We start from the raw sequence: 18954 nt of genomic DNA on the forward strand, positions 1-18954 counted from the left end.
GCTCAAAAGTAGTCTCCGTTCGGCAGTACTTTCGGTTGGACATGATCCAGCAGTCTTGCCCAAGCGGCCAATGTAGGCTGCTCCGCCAGATCAACAAAGGTTACCTCTGCTCCTTCCGCGCGAAAACGTTCAGCCAGACTCATCATGCGAATGGAATCCATTCCCCACGTCTGAATCAGATCATCATGCTCCCCAATGGAATCGGACTGCTCCTGTAACAGATCTCCAATCTGAGCCCGTAATGCTGCCAGCCTTGCATGATCAACGCCTTCCCGTCCTTCCACGACATGCCCAGTCTCCGCGGTGAATGCTGATTGCAGCTTCGCCTCGGATGTAACTGCCCCTCCAGTTCTGGTTGCGGCTGATGCATTCAGCAACGCAATTGAACGTTCGGTCGTTATTGTTACCGCACACCGTTCTGCCGCGTACGTCAGCGCCATATGATGTTTTTCCGCTGAAAAATCAGCAACTGCATCGGCAACCAGAAACGCCTGAATATCTCGCATAAATGCCTCACTTGACGTCATCAGGCATCCGATATGCGCATATATTCCGCAGATAATCAATTGATCCCGACCCTGCCGCTCCATCAATTCAAGCAGCTCCGTCTTCTGGAAGGCGCTGTAGCGCCATTTGGTCATGAAGGTGTCCTGTGGAGCAGGTGCAAGTGATTCAACAATTTCTTTTTGCACTGGCCCGCCATCGATCCCTGCACCCCAAAAGTCCAGCTGTAATCCGCGTTGCTCTGGTGTCTGTCCACCCGGTTGTGCCGAGTAGACGACGGGAATCCCAAGCTCATGACACGTTGAACGAAGCTCTGCAATATGATCAATCAGTTCCACCACCGGGGATGCTCCCGCCGTAAATGCATTCATAAAATAGTTCTGCATATCGTGGATCAAGAGTACTGCACGCTTCGCATCCGGTGTCCAGGCTACCTTATTGACCGGAAGCTCCGACGCTATAGGCATTGCATATGGTTGAATCACTGGAAGTGCCATGAATATCCCTCTTTTCGGCTTTATTTATCAAAAATTCTTATTTAGATACAGGTTGCTCGGTGGTCAACATCTCACGTAATGCTTTTTTGCTGACCTTGCCTACTTGTGTCTTCGGAAAAGCGTCCACCCACTCAATCCGGTCCGGAATTTTATAACTGGCCAGGCCCCGATTGCGCAGAAACGACTTGATCTCGGCCACCCCCGGAGCTTCACCGCTTGGCACGATAAATGCGCAAGAGCGTTCGCCCAGATACTCATCAGGCATGGATACCAATGCTGCATCATGCACGCCAGGATGGGCCAGCAGGTGATTTTCCACTTCCTCGGCAGCCACTTTATCCCCGCCACGGTTAATCTGATCCTTCGCCCGCCCCTCGACAACGAGATATCCGTCAGCCGTCAGGCTCGCAATATCGCCTGTGCGATAGAAACCGTCTGTAGTAAACGATCTGGCGTTATGCTCCTCGGCTTTGTAATAACCACGAATGGTATAAGGTCCGCGTGTCAGCAGGTGTCCGGCTTGTCCCTGCTCCACCTCAACATCTTCGTCATCCACAATCCGCACCTCGTCATAGGGAGACATCGGTTTCCCTTGTGTATGGGTAATGACATGCTCCGAATCGTCGAGGCGTGTGTAGTTCACCAGCCCTTCAGCCATGCCAAAAACCTGCTGTAATGTACAGCCAAGAACAGGTTTGACGCGTGCCGCCACCTCTGCACTGAATTTGGCCCCTCCCACTTGAAGCACCTGGAGCGACGGAAGCTTGGTTCCTCGGGCAGCTGCTGCATTGAGCCAGACAAGAGCCAACGGCGGCACCAAAGCCGTGATCGTTACCTGATGGCGAATAATCAGCGGAAAGGCTTCATCCGGGCTTGATCCCCGTGACAGTACAATCGTGCCACCTGCGTACAACGTGCCCAAAATGCCGGGTGAGCTCATTGGATAGTTATGTGCTACAGGTAGTGCAGCCAGATAGACACTTTCGGGACTGAGACCACACACCTCAACGCTTCTTCGCAAGCTGTAAATGTAGTCATCATGGGTTCGCGGTATCATCTTGGACAACCCGGTACTTCCACCCGACAACTGTAGAAAAGCAACATCTGAAGACGTCGGTTCATCCGGCAGCGTGACAGGTTCTGCATAGACATCTTCTAACGATGTATAGGGCCCGGCTTCTCCCGCCACAAAAATATGCCGAAGTGCTGGCACCTCTGCCTGTACATCCTCTGCCAGCGTGCGATAATCAAATCCGCCATCCTGATCCGGGATCAGGTATGCTACGGCCTCAGAGAAACGAGCGAAATAGGTGATTTCGCTCTTTCGATGCAAGGGAAGAGCGAATACAGGCAGTGCACCGATACGGAATAAAGCAAAACATGCTTCAACAAAAGCTGTAATATTAGGCAGCTGTATAATAACCCGGTCATGTTGCCGTATACCTTTGGCATATAAACCGGATGCCAATCGATCCACCCGTTCATCCAGTTCTGCATAGGTGAGGTGTTGTTCCCCGCTAATAACGGCTACTCGATTGCCATATAGATCAGCACGCTGACGGAGCATCTCTCCAAACGTAATCCCTTCCCAGCATCCCTCCAGCCGATAACGTTCTGCAACTTCCTCAGGCCAAGCCTGATATCCTGGCAGCATTGTTCAATCCCCCTTCTGGATCGATACAGTCGAATCCAACCCCATCGCGACCAGCATCGTTCTGAACTTGGCAGCAGTCTCTGCCAGCTCTGCTTCTGCCGTAGAACCTGCTACAATACCCGCTCCAGCGAACAATTTCACAGCTGTGCCTTCCACTTCGGCACATCGGATGGTTACGGCCCATTCGCCGTCGCCCTCGCTGTTGCACCATCCCACCATTCCCGTAAATAATCCCCGGTCGAACGGCTCCTGTTGCTTAATAGCTGCCCGCGCAGCCTGTACAGGTGTTCCACAGATGGCGGGTGTGGGATGAAGAGCCAAAGCGAGCTCCAGTGACGTTGTGGCCGCGTCCGCCAGCTCCCCGTGTATTTCGGTAGATAAATGCCACATCGTGCGCGTCTGAATCAGCGAAGGTTCTGCTGGAACGGATAGTTTTCGGCATAATGGACGCAGCGCCTCCGCAACTGCTTCAATGACTACGGCATGTTCATGCCGATCCTTGGCTGAAGCAAGCAGTTCCTCTGCACGGCGGCGATCTTCCGCTGGATCTTCACTCCGGGGTGCAGAGCCTGCCAGTGGATTGGCGCGTACATTTATTCCTTTGCGGGTAACCAACAGTTCCGGGCTTGCCCCGATGAAGGTGCGACTCGTTTTATTTCCAATTTTTCCGCCTGCTTTATGTTGTTTATTCATTGTTATAGTACTTCTCGACTGAGTTTGGCCCCTCATTGGTACTGCAAATGTATATCCATGTGTGTTGTCCCTGAACAGATTACGCAGCAATTGATACGTGTCCACGAGGGTCTGCGAAGTCACCTCAAGTGTACGGGATAACACGACCTTATGGAGATCACGCTGGTTCAGGTCAACCAATACGTTGTCTACACTTTGCTCATACACTCCCCCCGCAGGAACCTCAACAACTTCACAGCCTACGGCTGCTGGCAGCTTTTGAATTAATGCTCGTGATTCCGAGGGTAACGGTTCAGCCCACTTCACCGTCTCAGGTACATATAACTCAGCAGCAGCATCCAGCGGATCAAATGGAATGGCGCCAACCACCATCGGGTTCGATTGACCAGCTTGTTTGGCCTTGTCCATAAGCTGCTGAATACCATCTATGAAAAGATGTATCTCTTCCTTATATTTATGTTCCATAACATCAGCAGAATCGCTGGGATCTGATTGAATTGTGTGCTCCGTATGCAGCGGAGACCAACGAACCCGTTCTCCTTGCGCGAGCAAGGTATGTTGCGGTGAAGACCAGAAAAAGGACGTCCCCTCCCGATATTGCTCCAGAAGGTGTATGGCGGAAGTTGCAGTGACCATACCCGCTTTTGACATGATTCATCATCTCCTTATCTCTTGATTCAGGTACCAAGTGTGGCGCCTCCATCCACACACAGATCGTGCATCGTTATATGTCTGGCTTGATCCGATACCAGATAGACCACCGCTTCCGCGATATCCTCGGGCAATGCCATCCTGTTCAGCGGTATGCCCAGACGGAAGGTTTGTGGTGAGCCTGCAATAACCGCCTCAGCGCCATGTTCATCCTGCCACATGGCTCGCTGCATTGGCGTATCCGTTGAGCCTGGAGAGACAATGTTGCAACGAATATGCCGATCCGCGTATTCCAGAGCCAGGCATTTGGTGAAGATGGTCGAAGCGGCTTTGGAGGCAGCATAGGCTGACATGTGCATTCTCGGAACACCCGAAGCATTCGAACCAACGGTAACCACCGCACCTGTTTGGCGTTCAGCCATATTTCTTACTACCGCACGCGACATATAAAATACACCATGCGTATTCACGTCAAATGTCTTCGTCCATTCTTCATCTGTCAGCTCGCTGACTGCCCCTGTGTGCAGTACCCCCGCTGCATTCACCAGAATGCCAATGGGGCCCACGGTCTCTTCGATCCGTTGAACGGTATCCTCAACCGCTTGACGATTCGATATATCAGCAACGTGGGCTGTTGCCTGATGGCCCTGACTGTGCAGATCGGTGACCAGTTGATTCAGCAAAGACTCCTGTCGATCCACCAGAGCAACGATAGCGCCATTCTGTGCAAGCAATCTCGCCACTGCTTCACCAATCCCTTGCGCAGCACCAGTGACCACGGCCACTTTTCCATCGATTCCTGTGTAGCTCACCTCGTATACCTCCCTTACTGCCTCATAGCTGTGTTCTCCCCTGTTGGAGCGATGTGTTAGCTTGGTTCTATCCAGTTGAGTGTGATCATCTGCATAAACGCCCCTCATTCCAACCTTCTAGGACTCCGGACTACAGGCAAAACGCATCGTACGACTAATCAAAAATGGCAATACCGAGACATGATTCTCTTCTTCGAACTCGGTGTATGCGATATCCAGCCCCGGCTGCTTTAATGCGGATAAACGTTCCGTGAGAGTCGATGCCTTGTCATTGTTACGAGCCGGGTGGATCTTCTCCTGTTCTCCCATACCAATCCACACTCTGACGTTCACCGGATGCTGTTCCAGCCTTGCGACAAATTCCTGTTCCTCAGCCTGCATAACCTTCTGGTTCCAGTGCAGCGAGGGACTGCCTGCAATGTAATATCGAAAAGCCTCTGGCTTCGTGAACAACGCATGGATCACGAACAACCCACCGAGTGAATGACCAAATATAGCCTGTCTATCCCGATCAATCCGAAATTGCTGCTCCATATCCGGTTTCAGTTCTTCTTCAATAAAACGCAAGAATTCATCAGCGCCTCCTTGTTCCGGAAGAGGTGTACCATCGGACTTTGTGGTATATTCCGTCGTGGCCTGTGGAGTAAAGTCATAGTATCGGTGAGGGGAAAAAGGGCCCTTGATCGGGTACCCGATGCCCACAACAATTGCTGGGACCGCTCCTGTCTTCTCCGGTCTGCGTCCCTGTACACGAATGGCTTCCACCATGGTGCCGAATACGGAATTGGCATCCAGCAGGTAAATTACCGGGTAACCGGACGGAGGCGGAGGTTCGGCAGGCTTGAATACCATAATCTGATAGTCATGATGGCCTGAACGTGATTTCATGGTCCATTGTTCGGCGTTTGGGATCTGAACGGTACTGCGTGCGATGTGCTCCAGGGAGCCAGGAACGGTTGGGTTGGGCTGAAACGTCATTACGGATGGGTCCTCCTCGTTGTTCTGCTTATATAAGTTGAATACTGAACTACTCATACACTACGCCGTCAGAATAACCTTTCGATCGCTGTTATCTCCAGATTTCCTCTATCCCCCTTTTCGAGGAAGAAATCCGGAGATAGCGTATGCTTCCGGAGTAGCTTTCTTTCAGAAAGCTTTTAGGCGCACGCTCCGCTTCTTCAGGTTTTTTCTGACTTCTCCGTTTCTGTGTAGTTCATAAACTCAACTTATATTTGTTATGGTTAATTAAATATATTGATCTGTATATGAGATTGATTCTCATTACCAATTATAAAAGAGTGAATCCGGCTGTCCCATGGACGATATCCAGAAATCATTTTGATTATCTCCATATTTCCATATTTATGTCATATAACGTTCACGCTTCAATCGTAAAAAACTCCCTCATGGTGTCCGGAAACACTGGACTAACATCCGGTTTCCGGCACTCCAAAGGGAGTTGTACTTTTCCAATTATTGCGTTAACGCTTTGAGCGTATCATCGATAACATGACCGTATGCGATCAATCCACCGCCCAGCCACGGAGCTGGCTCAACAGCGTACACATGCCCTGCTTTTACCGCAGGCATACTGTTCCATACGTTGGTTTCGGTCATTTCCTTCATACTGCCCGGGCCCTGTTCCACGGTGAAAATAAAGTCGGCATCAATCTCCGGTAATACCTCAGCGGATACAATAGCGCTGTTCTCCGACTCGACCAATGCAGGCTTACCAAGTCCCAGTTGTTCATATACAACGTAACCGCTGAAGTAGTTGCCACCCATCATGCTGATGCCACGCGGGGCAAAACGGATGATGGCTGCTTTTTTGCCTTCGGCTACTTTCGCCAGTTCAGCTTTGGCTGACTCAACCTTGGCATGGTAGGTTTCAATGGCTTTTTCGGCTTCAGCCGTTTTGCCCAGCAGATCACCAATGACCTGCAAAGACTTCTCTACATCACCCGAAGCGTTCGTAAATACATAGGTCGGTGCGATCTTGGAATAACTCTCGTATACCCCGTTCTCGGCATATTGGGCCGTATGTAAAATAATAAAGTCGGGTTTATACGACATCAACGCTTCAGGTGAAGGTAACCCACTGGAGAAATCAAGTGTAGGCACATCACTAAGCTGATCCTGGAGATAGACATGTCCTTTCGTACCACTCGCCCATTGGGCTACCGGCTTCACACCAAGGGTTAACAGGGAATCTTCCAGATATGGCGCAAATACACGTTCAGTCTTCGCTGGAACAATCACCTCATGTCCCAGATCGTCTTTTACGGTGCGTTCACCAGCCGTTTCTTTCACATGTTCTTCCTCTGCAACTGTCTCGGTTGAAGCCGGGGTTGAAGTCTCTGTTGCGGACTGCTCCGCTTGGGCCGCTCCTGTATTCTCGGATGCTGCGCCACAGGCAGACAACAATCCTGTAATTAACATCAATAGGATCAGAGCTGACAGCCGGGCACTGCGGAATTTGCTACCAACGGAACGTTGTCCGATGTTTTTGATATAGTGAAGCATGTGTAATATCCCCCTTGATAAACATTCTCATTTAGATACAAGGATTATATGTCACGTCGCCCGGGAATCACCATGGACGTTATCCAGATAAATGTTTGGACAATATCCCGTGAAGATCAGTAGCGCTTCATCCAGCATACGCATCACGCCTACAGCCGAATAATCAAACCAAGGGTCGCCAGTGATCAGATGGACCTGGTACTGACGAATAGCCTTGAGCTGACGCCATGTAACCGAATGTTGCAAACTGAGCCAATACGCCCGTGAAGCTGCTTCGGGACACACCATCACGAGAATCCGATCAGGGTCCATTGCGGCGAGCTGCTCCAGCGTTAACGGATTATTGGCACTAAGATCTGAGAACGTATCCTGTTGCAGCGCTCCATACAATACTTCTTCAATACCGGGATTGCTATAGAGGTACAGACTCTGCCCGTAAACCCGCACGACGATCACTTTCTCCCGGCCCACTTCCCGCTGTACCGATTCACGCGCCTTTTCTGCTCGCTGGTTGTACATGTGTATCCATTGCTCCGCCTGTTCCTCCCGCTCCAGAAATGATCCAATCATGCGCAGCTGTGCCCGCCAGTCCGAATGATGTTTGGGGACAAAACAGCAAGGCGCAATCTCGGCCAATTGGGCCTGATCCTGTTCACTAATCTCATCTGTACCTACAATGACATCAGGGCGAATATGAACCAACCGTTCCACATTGGCCTCAAACCGCAAGCTCGTGTAGGGATCCGTCAATTTCAGGTGAGACTGAATCTCTGTACGATGTGAATTATAATAGTACGCCGTCCATTTGGGGTCGATGGGTGCAGCGACGGGGATGACATTGAGTGCCAGAAGTTGTCCAATCACACTGGAAGAGCAGGTAGCAATCCGTTTCCTGGCGTTTTTCGCATATTCCGAAGGAGATACGCCAACTTCCTTTTTAAACTTGCGGCTAAAATAGTATTCGTCACTGTATCCCACTCTCAGCGCAATATCGCGAAGCTTGTATCTGGATTCCTTCAGATATCGCTTGGCGCGATTAATGCGCAGATCAGTAAGATACTCCATTGCACTTTGTCCATACGTTTTCTTGAACAAATCCACGAAATATTTCGGACTGATTCCCGCCTTCGAGGCAAGATCTGCAATCGATAGGTGCTGGTCGTAATGCTTGTCCATGTATGTTTTAACGTTGGCAAGATCCGTCTTGGGACTGCGGCCGGTAACAGGCTGGTGCGCAGCAATCTGCGAATCATTTTCCAGTAACATGAGGCCACTCCTTTCGATCTGCTTGATATTTAGCTAGACAATGATAACAACAGGCAACTCAATAACTTCTAAACGAAAATGATAATCATTATCAATAAAATAACATAACTATTTCCAGACCGTCAATCCAAATATGGTAACATGTACACATCTCACACTACATAAATGTTCTCCTTCTACTCTCCATGTTGCTTTCAGACTACCTCCATACAAAACAAAAAAAGCCAACGACGTGAGTAACACGCGTTAGCTTTTTGGCTTTAAATCAAACTCCGTTTACTTCTCGAACATGATTGAAGCAGGACTAGTCCCGGCTCCGCAATTTGCCAAGCAGACGGATGATCTCGATGTACAGCCATACCAGTGTAACCATCAATCCAAATGCACCGTACCATTCCATATACTTGGGCGCGCCACGCTCAGCGCCACCTTCGATGAAGTCAAAATCAAGGACCAGATTGAGAGCAGCCACAATGACAATAACGACTGAAATACCGATGCCGATCAAGCTGTTGTCATGCAGATAAGGAATCGAAATGCCGAAGAAACCAAGTACAAAGCTCAGCAGATACATGATCATGATGCCGCCGGTTGCAGCCACAACACCCAGCTTGAAGTTCTCCGTAGCTTTGATCAATTTCGTTTTGTATGCCACCAACAGCGCGATGAATACAGCCATCGTCAACAGGGCGGCCTGCAAGGTAATGCCGTTATACAGGGATTCGTAGGTTGCAGAGAGTGCCCCAAGGAACAGTCCCTCAGCTACCGCATAAATGGGTACGAGATAGGGTGCCGTCACCGGTTTGAACGAAATGACAAGCGCCAGAATGAAACCAACGATTAAACCGCCATAAGCGAGCGGCATCACTTGTTGTCCGTTAAAGAACATCATCCATGTTGCAAATGCACTGCCCAGTAGAATCACAAGCGTAATAAATGCTTTGTTCACCGTGCCGTTGATCGTCATGTAATTCTGATACCGATCTTCTCCATATCCTCTGTTTTCAAACGTGCTGTCTTTAAGTGTAGGGTTACCGCTACGACCGATCAACACAATCACCTCTTCATATGTATTTGGTATATCTGTGATACTAAGTTTGGACTTGCTACGTTTCAAATTCTACAAGCTATTCCTTCGAGAAGATCGGGATGGCACCAGAAGGAATCAGATGCAATCCTTCGATTACATCCTTACCCAATGGCGCACCACTTAGGACATATGTCCCAGACATTGCATGTTCATGTGCTTTTTAAGCGTCTTATTTGTACAAGACTTTATCTACATTGTATTTCGCACGCATCGTGTTGATGATATACGTCTCATAAATTTCACGATCTACCGGATCTTCAATCAGGCATACTTCAATCTTCGTTACTTCCTCGCGGTGATTCTTCATTGGTGATACCGTGTCTTCAAAATGCTTTTTGATACGTGGTCTTAATTTACGCGCTTTCCCGACAAATAACAACTCTCCAGCGGCATTGTAAAACATGAAAATCCCGCCTAGTTCCCGGGTAATCAGGTGAAAATCAGTAAATCCATAAATGTGGCTAAGCTGTGGATCAACCTGCTTTGTAATGGTTACATCCGGTGTTGGCACGGTAATATTAATCAATAGGCTCACTTCCTCATTATCTATAGGTTTACATCCTATCACATATTATAAACGGACACCATTTCATTCTATATGAAGTACAATTCACGCAATTTTCGCTATTACGACAAATATTTCAAAAAAAAGGTTAACTTCCCTGATTCAAAGTGGTACTATAGGGGTATGAGGAAGAAATTGGGCACTGAGACATACGTCTTTATATCTACCTCCGTCTATTGTACCCTATGATTGAAACTCTTTTTCATGCTGAATTCTGTTACGTGATCACGACAAGAGTACAGTTAGCAAGAACCCTAGCTTATAGATTGTAGATTCATCATCTAATCGACCCTTGCAGCAAGCAAACCTAGAAAGACCTAGATTCATGATTCACTGTAGATTTTAAGTATCACCTAGAAAGCCTGCAATTATAGTCGTACTGAAGTTAATAGACACACGTAGAAGGTCAGATAGCTATCGATCCTAGAGAGACTAGTCATGCAATACAACTGTAGAAATTATAGCAGCAGTACTATAGAAAATGGATCAAGTTTCACCACCAGGCCCCGGCATACTGCCAGGGCTTTTTTGCGTTTGTGCGAACAACCAACCACACGCTCAGGGAAACAGAGGTATCGTGGTTCTTTCTGCTGGGTTTATAATATGGCAAGATACCAATAGAGGGAGTGATGGGATGTATTCCGATCTGCAACTGACGGAGGACCGCCCTGTATATATACAAGTCAAAGATTATATGAAGCGGTTGATGCTCAAAGGCGGCCTGCAAGCTAAACAAAAGCTGCCCTCGACCCGTGAACTCAGTACACTCATGAAGGTTAGTCGCAGCACGGTCCTGCTCGCTTATGCCGAGCTTGAAGATGAAGGTCTGATCTATGCAGTCAAAGGCAAGGGCAATTACGTCAGTGCCTCCATCGAAACACCTGAGGCAGCAGCAAGCTGGAGACTGGACTGGACGACAGAGGTAAGCGAGTATGCAATTCAGGCAGAGCAGTACGATCTGATGAAGCATGGCTCCGGAGCAGAGCGCGGTGAGATATCGTTTACCAGCATAGCACCGGATGAAAAGCTGTTTGATCTGCACAACGTGAAACGGGCTTTTCTGGATCGCATGTCACTTGAAGGCGAAGTACTGCTGAATTACGGATATGCGCAGGGATACAGACCGCTGATGAACTATTTACTACGATATATGGAGAACAAAGGTGTTGACCTCCGTGGCAAGGACATCCTAATCACCAACGGATTCACGGAAGGTTTCGATCTGGTGCTTGGAGCGTTGCGCAAAAAAAGCGGAAAAGCGCTCTGCGAGAATCCAACGCACCACACGGCAATCAAAAATCTGAAGCTGCACCAGTTCCACCTGACCGGTGTGAATATGGAGCCGGATGGCCTGGACTTGAAACAACTGGAACATGAACTTGAGGCAAGTCCATATGATCTGGCATATCTCGTGCCATCCTATCACAATCCAACCGGGATTGTGACGTCCCCTGCAAAACGGGTAGAGATCATCCGGTTGATGAACAAGTATCAGGTTCCCATCATTGAGGATGGATTCAACGAAGAATTGCGCTATTCCGGTTCCCACGTATCTCCCCTGATCGCCAGCATGGGCAAGGGCAATGGACTGGTTTATCTGGGTAGCTTCTCCAAAGTCCTGTTTCCAGGTCTGCGGGTAGGTTGGATTATTGCGGATGCGGCGCTGATTGATTATCTGGAGAGTATGAAACGGGCACGTAGCATCCATACCTCCACGCTGGATCAATCGTTATTGTATCAATATCTGAGCAACGGTAATTTCGAGAAATATTTGAAGCGTGCTCGCACAGAGTATAAGCGAAAATATGAATTGGTTGTGCGTTGCCTGAAGCAGCATCTGCCAATGTGCCGGATTTCCGGTGCGGGTGGTCTGCATCTGTTCGTGCAGTTCCCGTCCGAATACAGAACCCGTGAACTGCTGGCGGCCTGTAAAGTGAAAGGTGTAACTTTCACACCAGGGGATACCTTTTATCTGGAACCCGGTCAGGGTGTAAACACGATGCGTCTGGGTTTCTCCAGAGTCAGCGATGAGAATATACGTAAGGGCATTCGCATCATTGGCGAGACAGCAGCTCAAATGAGATAAGGAGGATTTCACATGAAAGTTGGCGTGATTATGGGCGGTACATCTTCAGAGCGGGATATTTCACTGCTCACCGGACAGGAGATGATTGCAAACCTGAATAGAGACAAATACGAGGTTGTACCCATCGAGCTGAATACCAAGCGCGATCTAATCGACAAGTCAGCGGGGATCGATGTGGCACTGCTTGCCCTGCATGGCAAATACGGCGAAGACGGTACGGTCCAAGGCACACTGGAATCTCTGGGTATTCCCTACACAGGCTGTGGTGTGCTTGCAAGCAGTGTATGCATGGATAAAGACATGTCCAAACAGCTCATGCAGCATGCGGGTGTACTTACTGGAGAATGGCTGCGAGTGAGCCATATGGAGGAACTATCCTCTATTGCTGTTCAACAATTAACGTACCCCGTGGTGGTCAAACCCAATTCAGGTGGTTCCAGCATTGGTACCCAAGTGGTGAAGGAAGCTTCCGCCCTGCCGACTGCTGTAGAGTCTGCCCTCACCTGGGATGATACAGTCATGATTGAACAGTATATCGAAGGTGAAGAGATTACCTGTGCCATTCTGGATGGCAAGATGCTGCCGGTGATCTCCATTCATTCGAACGCTGCGTTTTTTGACTATGCTTCCAAATACGATGACCACGGAGCCGATGAGCAGGTTGTGCAATTGCCTGTGGACCTTCACCATCGCGTTGAAGCCGCGGCCTTGGCCTGTTATCAGGTGCTCAAATGCAGTGTCTACGCGCGCGTGGATATGATGATTCGGGAAGGCATGCCGTATGTGCTTGAAGTGAACACGCTGCCGGGTCTTACCCGTAACAGTCTGCTGCCCAAAAGTGCAGCTGCTGCAGGCATTTCTTTTGCAGAGCTGCTGGATACCATTATTGAACTTTCATTGGAGGAAAGACCCAAGGAGGATACAACATTATGAGCCTGGATGTGACGATTAGACATAGTTCCACTACCGATCTGCAAGATATGGTCATTCTGATGGACCAACTCGGTTACCCGACCACATACGCGGAGATGGAAGAGCGCTATACCCATATCTCTGCGGACGCAAACTTTACTACACTGGTTGCTGAAGCACGCGGACGCGTAGTTGGACTGATCGGATTACAGACGTCTTATCTGTATGAAAAAAACGGAAGACATTGCCGCATCATGGCATTGGTTGTACACGATCAGTTCAGGGGCTCAGGCATCGGCCGTCAGCTCATTCTTGAAGCTGAGCAATGGGCAGCCACGCATAACGTGGATTCCTTGTCTCTGAACAGTGGCAATCGCCCGGAACGTGAAGCTGCACATGAATTCTATCGCCAGATGGGCTTTACAGCCGGGAGTACCGGGTTTAGCAAAAAACCGCAGATTCTACAGCACACTTAACCTGCGGATAATACACTATCTGGATGACACGAAAAAGAACGCCCCACTCCGCACATTAGCGGAAACGGGCGTTCTTCAGTATATATCTATGTCGCATCGATATATACTTTGATTATGGGATCAATATTTGGCTGACTGCGCACCATCGATTGGAATAATAGCTCCATTGATAAACGGTGCTTCGCCGGACAGCAGAAAGGCAACGAGGCGTCCCACTTCTCTCGGTTCACCCAAGCGCTTCGCCGGATTGTCCTTCACGAACTCTCTGGATGCAGACTGCCAATCATTTGGATTAATCTGTTTGAACGAACCGATGACCATATCTGTCAGAATGGCTCCAGGTGCCACGGCGTTGATGCTGATTCCGTGTTCGGCATATTCAATCGCCGCATCTTTGGTCATGCCAGCAACGGCATGTTTACTGGCCCCGTAGGCAATCTGGTTTGGCACAGCACGAATACCACCAACAGAGGACGTGTTCACAATGTAGCCTTCACCCTGTTTTTTCATTACAGGCAAGACGTGTTTTAACCCGTAAAATACACCTTTCAGGTTGATGTCGATGACTTTATTGAACATCTCTGTCTCGTAGTTTTCGATCAGGTTTTGCTTGCCTTCAATGCCTGCATTGTTGAAAAATGCATCGATACGTCCAAACTTACTTACCGTATCACTAACATACTTCTTCACTGCTTCTTCGTCGGCTACGTCACCTTCAATTAGCAGAAATTCGGCATGCTGTACCTCTTCCGAGATCACACGTTTGGTCTCTTCCAGCGCCTTCATGTTCACATCCACTAGGGCAAGCTTAGCCCCTTCACGTGCAACTTCCACAGCAGCTGATCGTCCAAGACCGGAGCCACCGCCTGTAATCAGGACCACTTTACCCGCAAATCGTTCAGTCATAGTCCATAGACCTCCCTTTGCTGTTTTTGACACCCTCCATACGTAAATACTCATTTCTTCATTTGCTCTAATCTAACGGGGATCTGTTACAACCAGCTCTCAACCGGATTAGTATGCTTCCGTATGGGCCCTGCCATTCGTCCTCAGGACTTCATAGCCTCATAGGCTGCAAGTAATTCCTCTACTTCAATTCCATTGATCTTCATCCCGGTCACTTGACACTGTTCCAACTGAACCCCAGATAGATCGCAATCGATAAAACGACTTCCCTCAAGATCACAATGCGCCCAATGCATGGGTACACGGTCAGATCCAAGATGTGTATCCTGGAATTGAACGCCATCCAAAGCACAGAATTCAACCTTGCTGTCGGTTAGGCGTAAATCAGCTAGCAATATATTGGTCATATTTAGATTGGTAAATTTGCTTCCACTCAAGTTGCAGTCGGTGATCCGACTATTGGTCAGATTACTGGTGCTGTAACGAACCGAGTCCAGATTAGCTTGAACATATTCAACCACTGACTCACCCGAGTCCATGGATAATGCCACGTCACATGTTGGATCAAGAGGATCAATTGACATGTTCTTCTCATATCCAAACTCATCCTCAGATGCATAGATACGAACATATCCCATTTTTTCGTAAAAATGATGATTCTCCAGCTGCCGACCTGAGGTCTCCAGCTTCCAGGTTTTTATCTGCGGAAATTCAGCTTCAATAAGCCTCATGACTTGAGTTCCTACGCCACGGCCCTGGCATACGGGATCAATATAGATCTTGTCGATCCTGGCATGTTTTCGTCCAAGCACGTTAACACTCACTCCGCCAATAACACATCCATCTGATTCTACAACATAATAATCCCATTCACGGATCACGTAACGATGCATGCGAACTGACGAATAATCAGGTGGGCATAGATTGCTATCGATATCCTTCTCATTATCCGCCCAGACTTTTATGACATGATCAAAAGCACGAGTGCAAATCTCTGTAAGTACAACAGCATCTTCTTTCTGCGCTCGTCGTAAGCGAATTTCAGAATGTACCTGCTTCGGTTGCACTGGTGCGGACTTTACTTTGAGCAGTTCAAAATAATCGTAGTTCTCCTGGTCCACAAGTTTCCTGCGAGAGACATAACGAAACCCCGCATGCTCCAGAACTTTGCGTGACGGCTGGTTGAACGGCTTCACAATGCCCACGATGCGATCCAACAAGGTATGCTCAAATAAATATGCTGTTAGGGCATGCACAGCCTTTGAGATGTATCCTTTATTCCGGTAATCCCGGGAGATGGCGTAGGCTACTTCACGGTCAGCACGATCCAGCAGGTCATTTGGAAACACGCCACACCAACCGATGATACGCTGATCTTCATTGTGTACAACGGCAAGCAGAATGCGTACATCTTCCGGATTGAACTGTTCGTAACTGTCAACGACAAATTGTAAAAATTCGCGCAACTGCTCCTCGGTCATCTTCCAATCGGGCAGGATGTCTGTGATTTCAGGTTGTTGGGTTAATGCATACACGGCAGCCTGATCTTCCAGCGTAAATGGACGCAGCGTAATTGAGTTTGAATGGATGAATAATTGACTTTGCATATACAACACCTCTGGGGATTTATTTAGGATGACACAACAAAGAGGAGCACCTCTAATAGAGGCACTCCTCGATCCGTTTCATCATTTCAGAAACGCCGAAGCTCCTCGTAATGGGTCAAAAGGACACACGTATCCCGTTCATCGTCTAACGGAATTTTTGCGGTGTTCTTTGCACGATCATTACGAGAAATCTGGCATACTCTGAAATCCCCTCTCTTACTAAGGCTTACTTCAACGTCTCACTTAAGGACGGTCAATGTAAATCCAGCCTGTTTCTTGTTCCTTATCTACAGTAGCTCCAAGGGATTCAGCCACAAAGCGCAGCGGCACATACGTCTTGCCGTCCTTGCCTACATAAGCGGATTCCACCATGGTTACTTCTTTACCAGCAACGGTTGCCTTCTTGGAACCTACGGTCAGGACAATCTCATCACCAGTGATGTCGTCAATGACAACGATTTGGTTCGAGCCTTTGGTCCATTTCACTTCAGCATCCAATTCTTCAGACACGTAGCGAAGCGGAACAAATGTTGTGTTCTTAACGGTGATCGCCCCGGCGTATTCATCATCCGGGAAGAGCACTACACTTTTACTTGTGATTCCGGCTTCATCTTTCAGCAATTGATATGCAAGTGAATTGGAATCAAAATTGCGCAGCATCTGTCCAGGCGTAATATCATCCTTCAACAGGTCCATAACGCCGCCCGATACATCCACTTCATCCACTGCAACCGTTCCACCGATATTCCACTGTTCACTGTCTCCACTTACGGTTACAGCGTTTACTGGCAGATCTTCGGAAGCAGGCAGTGCTACTTTCAATTCAAAGTTTTGCTTGCGAATATCCAGCTTGTTATCGAGATAGAAGTCCAATTTCAGTTTGGTTTCTGTGCCAAATACCGTTTTGAATTCAGGGGTCTCATTCAACAGGTTGTTCAGCTCCTGATCATAATTGACCAGCATACTGTCCAGTCCTACTTTGATGATGGCATACAGAGACGCAACGGCTTCATCTTTCGATTCAGGAACGATCGAATTCAGCGTTTCATCTCCCCCGCCTTCAACCTCATTCACAGCTTCAAGTACAGGGTAGAACACATCATACAGATCGCCAATCAGGTCTTTCAGTCCCTGCTCATCTTTCGAAATACTCGTCAGGAACGGTTTAACCATAGCAAGCATCTCTTCACCACTAACCTCCAGATGCAGCTTGGAGAGGCTAAGTGCTTCGCCATTCACGGTTTCCTGTACCGGTGTTACGGAGATGTTCTTCGGATTGGACAGATGCTTCAGGACAAAAGAGAACAGTTTCGGGGAAAGCTCCTCGAGTTGTTTCTCCAGAGCCTTCGTATCTACCATCGGAAGAGCCTGTGCATCCTGGAACGTATCCAGAGATATGTACAGAGGTTTCTGGGCTCCGTCCAGATCAATGACCAATTGGGACTCATTCATGGACAGGTGGAAAGGTAACTTCGTTCCCTCCATGCTCAGTGTACCTTTGATCGATGCTGTCTTCGCATCTTTCATTTTGGCTTGATCAATATCCAGCGATATAGAGTTAATAAGTTCAATCATTTCCAGGTCTTTCTCTGTAGCAAATTCCTTTGCCGGTTCTATGTTTATATTCATGGATTGTCTGGATTCACCGGACTTGATACTCGCGCCATTGGCCATTGCTTTGCCAACGTCTACTCCACCCACAGCCTGACATCCTGTAAGAACAACCATTAAGAGTACTAGTGGCACTGCCATCCATTGGACTAACTTCCGATTCGTAATATGAACTCCTCCTTAGAAAAATATGGTTCATTTCCATTATGAAGGTACAGGTAATTCTTGTAAACGGATACGCAAAAAAATAAACCAAAAGGCCGGAACATGTCCGACCTCTGGTCTATCTATATTTCAGCATATCGTATGTTTCGATAAAACATCCTGCTTCATTATGCAATGCTGGAAGTTATTCTTGCTCCTGATCTTCTGCGAGTTTCTCATCCGTTTCTTCATCTTCCGCAGTTGCGGGAGTCTCGAATTGATCCGGCTCGTCCTCTTGAATCGCTTTGTTCTCTTCGTTCTGATCCTGAGTCATATCGCATTCCCTCTCTTCTACCGGATTGTCATGTCATCAAGGCCTGAGCCTTGTGTCTATCAATAACCCGAATAGGCACAGTTCAAACCTGCCTCAGTGTCGGCCATAGAATTCCCATCATAATTTTAGTGCTCACTTAGAAAACATAAAAGATGATCCCGTTCCCACTTGCAGCCGTGGCCTGAAACAAGGCCTGGATATCATCCACGGTCTGAACGATCTCCTGAAATGTCTCTTCCGCATCCCAATCTTCCATAACTGGATAGACACCTTCAGCGATCATTTGGTCCAGACTATACCGTTGCTTCAATTCCTCCGGTGTGAGCTGCTCCAATGCCATGTAGGCTTCCAGCACCTGCTCGTTACTAAGCAAAAATAGATCCATGTCTGAATAGTTTCCCACGTATTGCTCACCTGCGAGAGGCACAACATATCCCAGGGGCGGCTCCCCTTCTAACAAGTTACCGTTCAGCGTGAATTGGATCATCTGCCACGTTTTATCAATATCCAGATCCACTGCACAATCATGCACACTGATCTCACCTGACTTGATGGATTCAACTAGCTCCTTCGTTACCACAAAATATCTGCCGGACATTCCCATACCGCTACCCCTCCTGTGT

General features: G+C 48.3%; 17 protein-coding genes. 3 read left to right on the top strand and 14 right to left on the bottom strand.

Translation table 11 applies throughout. The features are described 5' to 3' along the window. Positions 1 to 2 precede the first annotated feature (2 nt). The 9 genes from FE296_RS13085 to FE296_RS13125 all read right to left on the bottom strand — a co-directional run bounded on the left by FE296_RS13085 (position 3) and on the right by FE296_RS13125 (position 10216). A complete protein-coding gene (locus FE296_RS13085; protein ID WP_150365168.1) occupies positions 3 to 1001 on the bottom strand; it encodes an isochorismatase family protein in 999 nt (332 codons plus the stop codon). A gap of 37 nt (positions 1002 to 1038) precedes the next feature. After that, a complete protein-coding gene (locus tag FE296_RS13090; protein ID WP_150365169.1) occupies positions 1039 to 2655 on the bottom strand; it encodes a (2,3-dihydroxybenzoyl)adenylate synthase in 1617 nt (538 codons plus the stop codon). A 3-nt stretch (positions 2656 to 2658) separates the two neighbouring features. Continuing rightward, on the bottom strand, positions 2659 to 3999 hold the full coding sequence (dhbC, locus tag FE296_RS13095; protein WP_190945204.1) for an isochorismate synthase DhbC: 1341 nt from the start codon (positions 3997 to 3999) through the stop codon (positions 2659 to 2661). 26 nt (positions 4000 to 4025) lie between these two features. Continuing rightward, positions 4026 to 4811: a 2,3-dihydro-2,3-dihydroxybenzoate dehydrogenase gene (locus FE296_RS13100; RefSeq protein ID WP_150365170.1), complete on the bottom strand. Its 786-nt coding sequence runs from the start codon at positions 4809 to 4811 to the stop codon at positions 4026 to 4028. Between the two features lie 117 nt (positions 4812 to 4928). Continuing rightward, a complete protein-coding gene (locus FE296_RS13105; RefSeq protein ID WP_411860577.1) occupies positions 4929 to 5846 on the bottom strand; it encodes an alpha/beta hydrolase in 918 nt (305 codons plus the stop codon). A gap of 438 nt (positions 5847 to 6284) precedes the next feature. Further along, entirely contained in the window at positions 6285 to 7334 is a 1050-nt protein-coding gene (locus FE296_RS13110) for an ABC transporter substrate-binding protein (RefSeq protein ID WP_124116803.1), read from the bottom strand. A 51-nt stretch (positions 7335 to 7385) separates the two neighbouring features. Next, entirely contained in the window at positions 7386 to 8600 is a 1215-nt protein-coding gene (locus tag FE296_RS13115) for an ABC transporter substrate-binding protein (RefSeq protein WP_124116804.1), read from the bottom strand. 304 nt (positions 8601 to 8904) lie between these two features. Further along, entirely contained in the window at positions 8905 to 9651 is a 747-nt protein-coding gene (locus tag FE296_RS13120; protein ID WP_124116921.1) for a Bax inhibitor-1/YccA family protein, read from the bottom strand. 208 nt (positions 9652 to 9859) lie between these two features. Continuing rightward, entirely contained in the window at positions 9860 to 10216 is a 357-nt protein-coding gene (locus tag FE296_RS13125) for a nucleotide excision repair endonuclease (protein WP_124116805.1), read from the bottom strand. Positions 10217 to 10889: 673 nt separating this feature from the next. On the opposite strand from FE296_RS13125, the gene pdxR reads away from it, so the two are divergent. The 3 genes from pdxR to FE296_RS13140 are packed head-to-tail and all read left to right on the top strand — an operon-like array spanning position 10890 to position 13729. Further along, entirely contained in the window at positions 10890 to 12341 is a 1452-nt protein-coding gene (pdxR, locus tag FE296_RS13130) for a MocR-like pyridoxine biosynthesis transcription factor PdxR (protein ID WP_124116806.1), read from the top strand. Positions 12342 to 12353: 12 nt separating this feature from the next. Then, positions 12354 to 13274 carry a D-alanine--D-alanine ligase gene (locus FE296_RS13135; protein WP_150365171.1) on the top strand — a complete coding sequence of 307 codons (921 nt, stop codon included), beginning with the start codon at positions 12354 to 12356 and terminating at the stop codon, positions 13272 to 13274. Next, positions 13271 to 13729: a GNAT family N-acetyltransferase gene (locus FE296_RS13140; RefSeq protein WP_223868864.1), complete on the top strand. Its 459-nt coding sequence runs from the start codon at positions 13271 to 13273 to the stop codon at positions 13727 to 13729. The genes FE296_RS13135 and FE296_RS13140 overlap by 4 nt, the downstream gene beginning before the upstream one ends. A 120-nt stretch (positions 13730 to 13849) precedes the next feature. Here the strand turns inward: FE296_RS13140 and FE296_RS13145 are convergent, their stop codons facing one another. The 5 genes from FE296_RS13145 to FE296_RS13160 all read right to left on the bottom strand — a co-directional run bounded on the left by FE296_RS13145 (position 13850) and on the right by FE296_RS13160 (position 18935). After that, a complete protein-coding gene (locus FE296_RS13145) occupies positions 13850 to 14635 on the bottom strand; it encodes a glucose 1-dehydrogenase (RefSeq protein WP_150365172.1) in 786 nt (261 codons plus the stop codon). A 143-nt stretch (positions 14636 to 14778) separates the two neighbouring features. Then, entirely contained in the window at positions 14779 to 16242 is a 1464-nt protein-coding gene (locus tag FE296_RS13150) for a GNAT family N-acetyltransferase (RefSeq protein ID WP_150365173.1), read from the bottom strand. Positions 16243 to 16485: 243 nt separating this feature from the next. Next, on the bottom strand, positions 16486 to 17994 hold the full coding sequence (locus FE296_RS13155; RefSeq protein WP_150365174.1) for a copper amine oxidase N-terminal domain-containing protein: 1509 nt from the start codon (positions 17992 to 17994) through the stop codon (positions 16486 to 16488). Positions 17995 to 18202: 208 nt separating this feature from the next. Continuing rightward, the gene (locus tag FE296_RS33760) at positions 18203 to 18331 is read right to left on the bottom strand and encodes a hypothetical protein (protein WP_017691584.1); all 129 of its coding nucleotides are present in this window, start codon (positions 18329 to 18331) and stop codon (positions 18203 to 18205) included. A gap of 136 nt (positions 18332 to 18467) precedes the next feature. Further along, complete coding sequence (locus FE296_RS13160; protein ID WP_124116811.1) at positions 18468 to 18935, bottom strand: YfbM family protein; 468 nt, start codon at positions 18933 to 18935, stop codon at positions 18468 to 18470. Positions 18936 to 18954: the final 19 nt, after the last annotated feature.

Source organism: Paenibacillus sp. UASWS1643 (assembly GCF_008693195.1).
Taxonomy (GTDB): Bacteria; Bacillota; Bacilli; order Paenibacillales; family Paenibacillaceae; genus Paenibacillus; species Paenibacillus amylolyticus_B.

Coding starts and splice junctions, on each gene's coding strand:
- FE296_RS33760 (WP_017691584.1), bottom strand. CDS start 18,331: ATGACTCAGGATCAGAACGAAGAGAACAAAGCGATTCAAGAGGACGAG.
- FE296_RS13160 (WP_124116811.1), bottom strand. CDS start 18,935: ATGGGAATGTCCGGCAGATATTTTGTGGTAACGAAGGAGCTAGTTGAA.
- FE296_RS13090 (WP_150365169.1), bottom strand. CDS start 2,655: ATGCTGCCAGGATATCAGGCTTGGCCTGAGGAAGTTGCAGAACGTTAT.
- dhbC (WP_190945204.1), bottom strand. CDS start 3,999: ATGTCAAAAGCGGGTATGGTCACTGCAACTTCCGCCATACACCTTCTG.
- FE296_RS13105 (WP_411860577.1), bottom strand. CDS start 5,846: ATGAGTAGTTCAGTATTCAACTTATATAAGCAGAACAACGAGGAGGAC.
- FE296_RS13135 (WP_150365171.1), top strand. CDS start 12,354: ATGAAAGTTGGCGTGATTATGGGCGGTACATCTTCAGAGCGGGATATT.
- FE296_RS13115 (WP_124116804.1), bottom strand. CDS start 8,600: ATGTTACTGGAAAATGATTCGCAGATTGCTGCGCACCAGCCTGTTACC.
- FE296_RS13140 (WP_223868864.1), top strand. CDS start 13,271: ATGAGCCTGGATGTGACGATTAGACATAGTTCCACTACCGATCTGCAA.
- FE296_RS13145 (WP_150365172.1), bottom strand. CDS start 14,635: ATGACTGAACGATTTGCGGGTAAAGTGGTCCTGATTACAGGCGGTGGC.
- FE296_RS13110 (WP_124116803.1), bottom strand. CDS start 7,334: ATGCTTCACTATATCAAAAACATCGGACAACGTTCCGTTGGTAGCAAA.
- FE296_RS13150 (WP_150365173.1), bottom strand. CDS start 16,242: ATGCAAAGTCAATTATTCATCCATTCAAACTCAATTACGCTGCGTCCA.
- pdxR (WP_124116806.1), top strand. CDS start 10,890: ATGTATTCCGATCTGCAACTGACGGAGGACCGCCCTGTATATATACAA.
- FE296_RS13085 (WP_150365168.1), bottom strand. CDS start 1,001: ATGGCACTTCCAGTGATTCAACCATATGCAATGCCTATAGCGTCGGAG.
- FE296_RS13155 (WP_150365174.1), bottom strand. CDS start 17,994: ATGGCAGTGCCACTAGTACTCTTAATGGTTGTTCTTACAGGATGTCAG.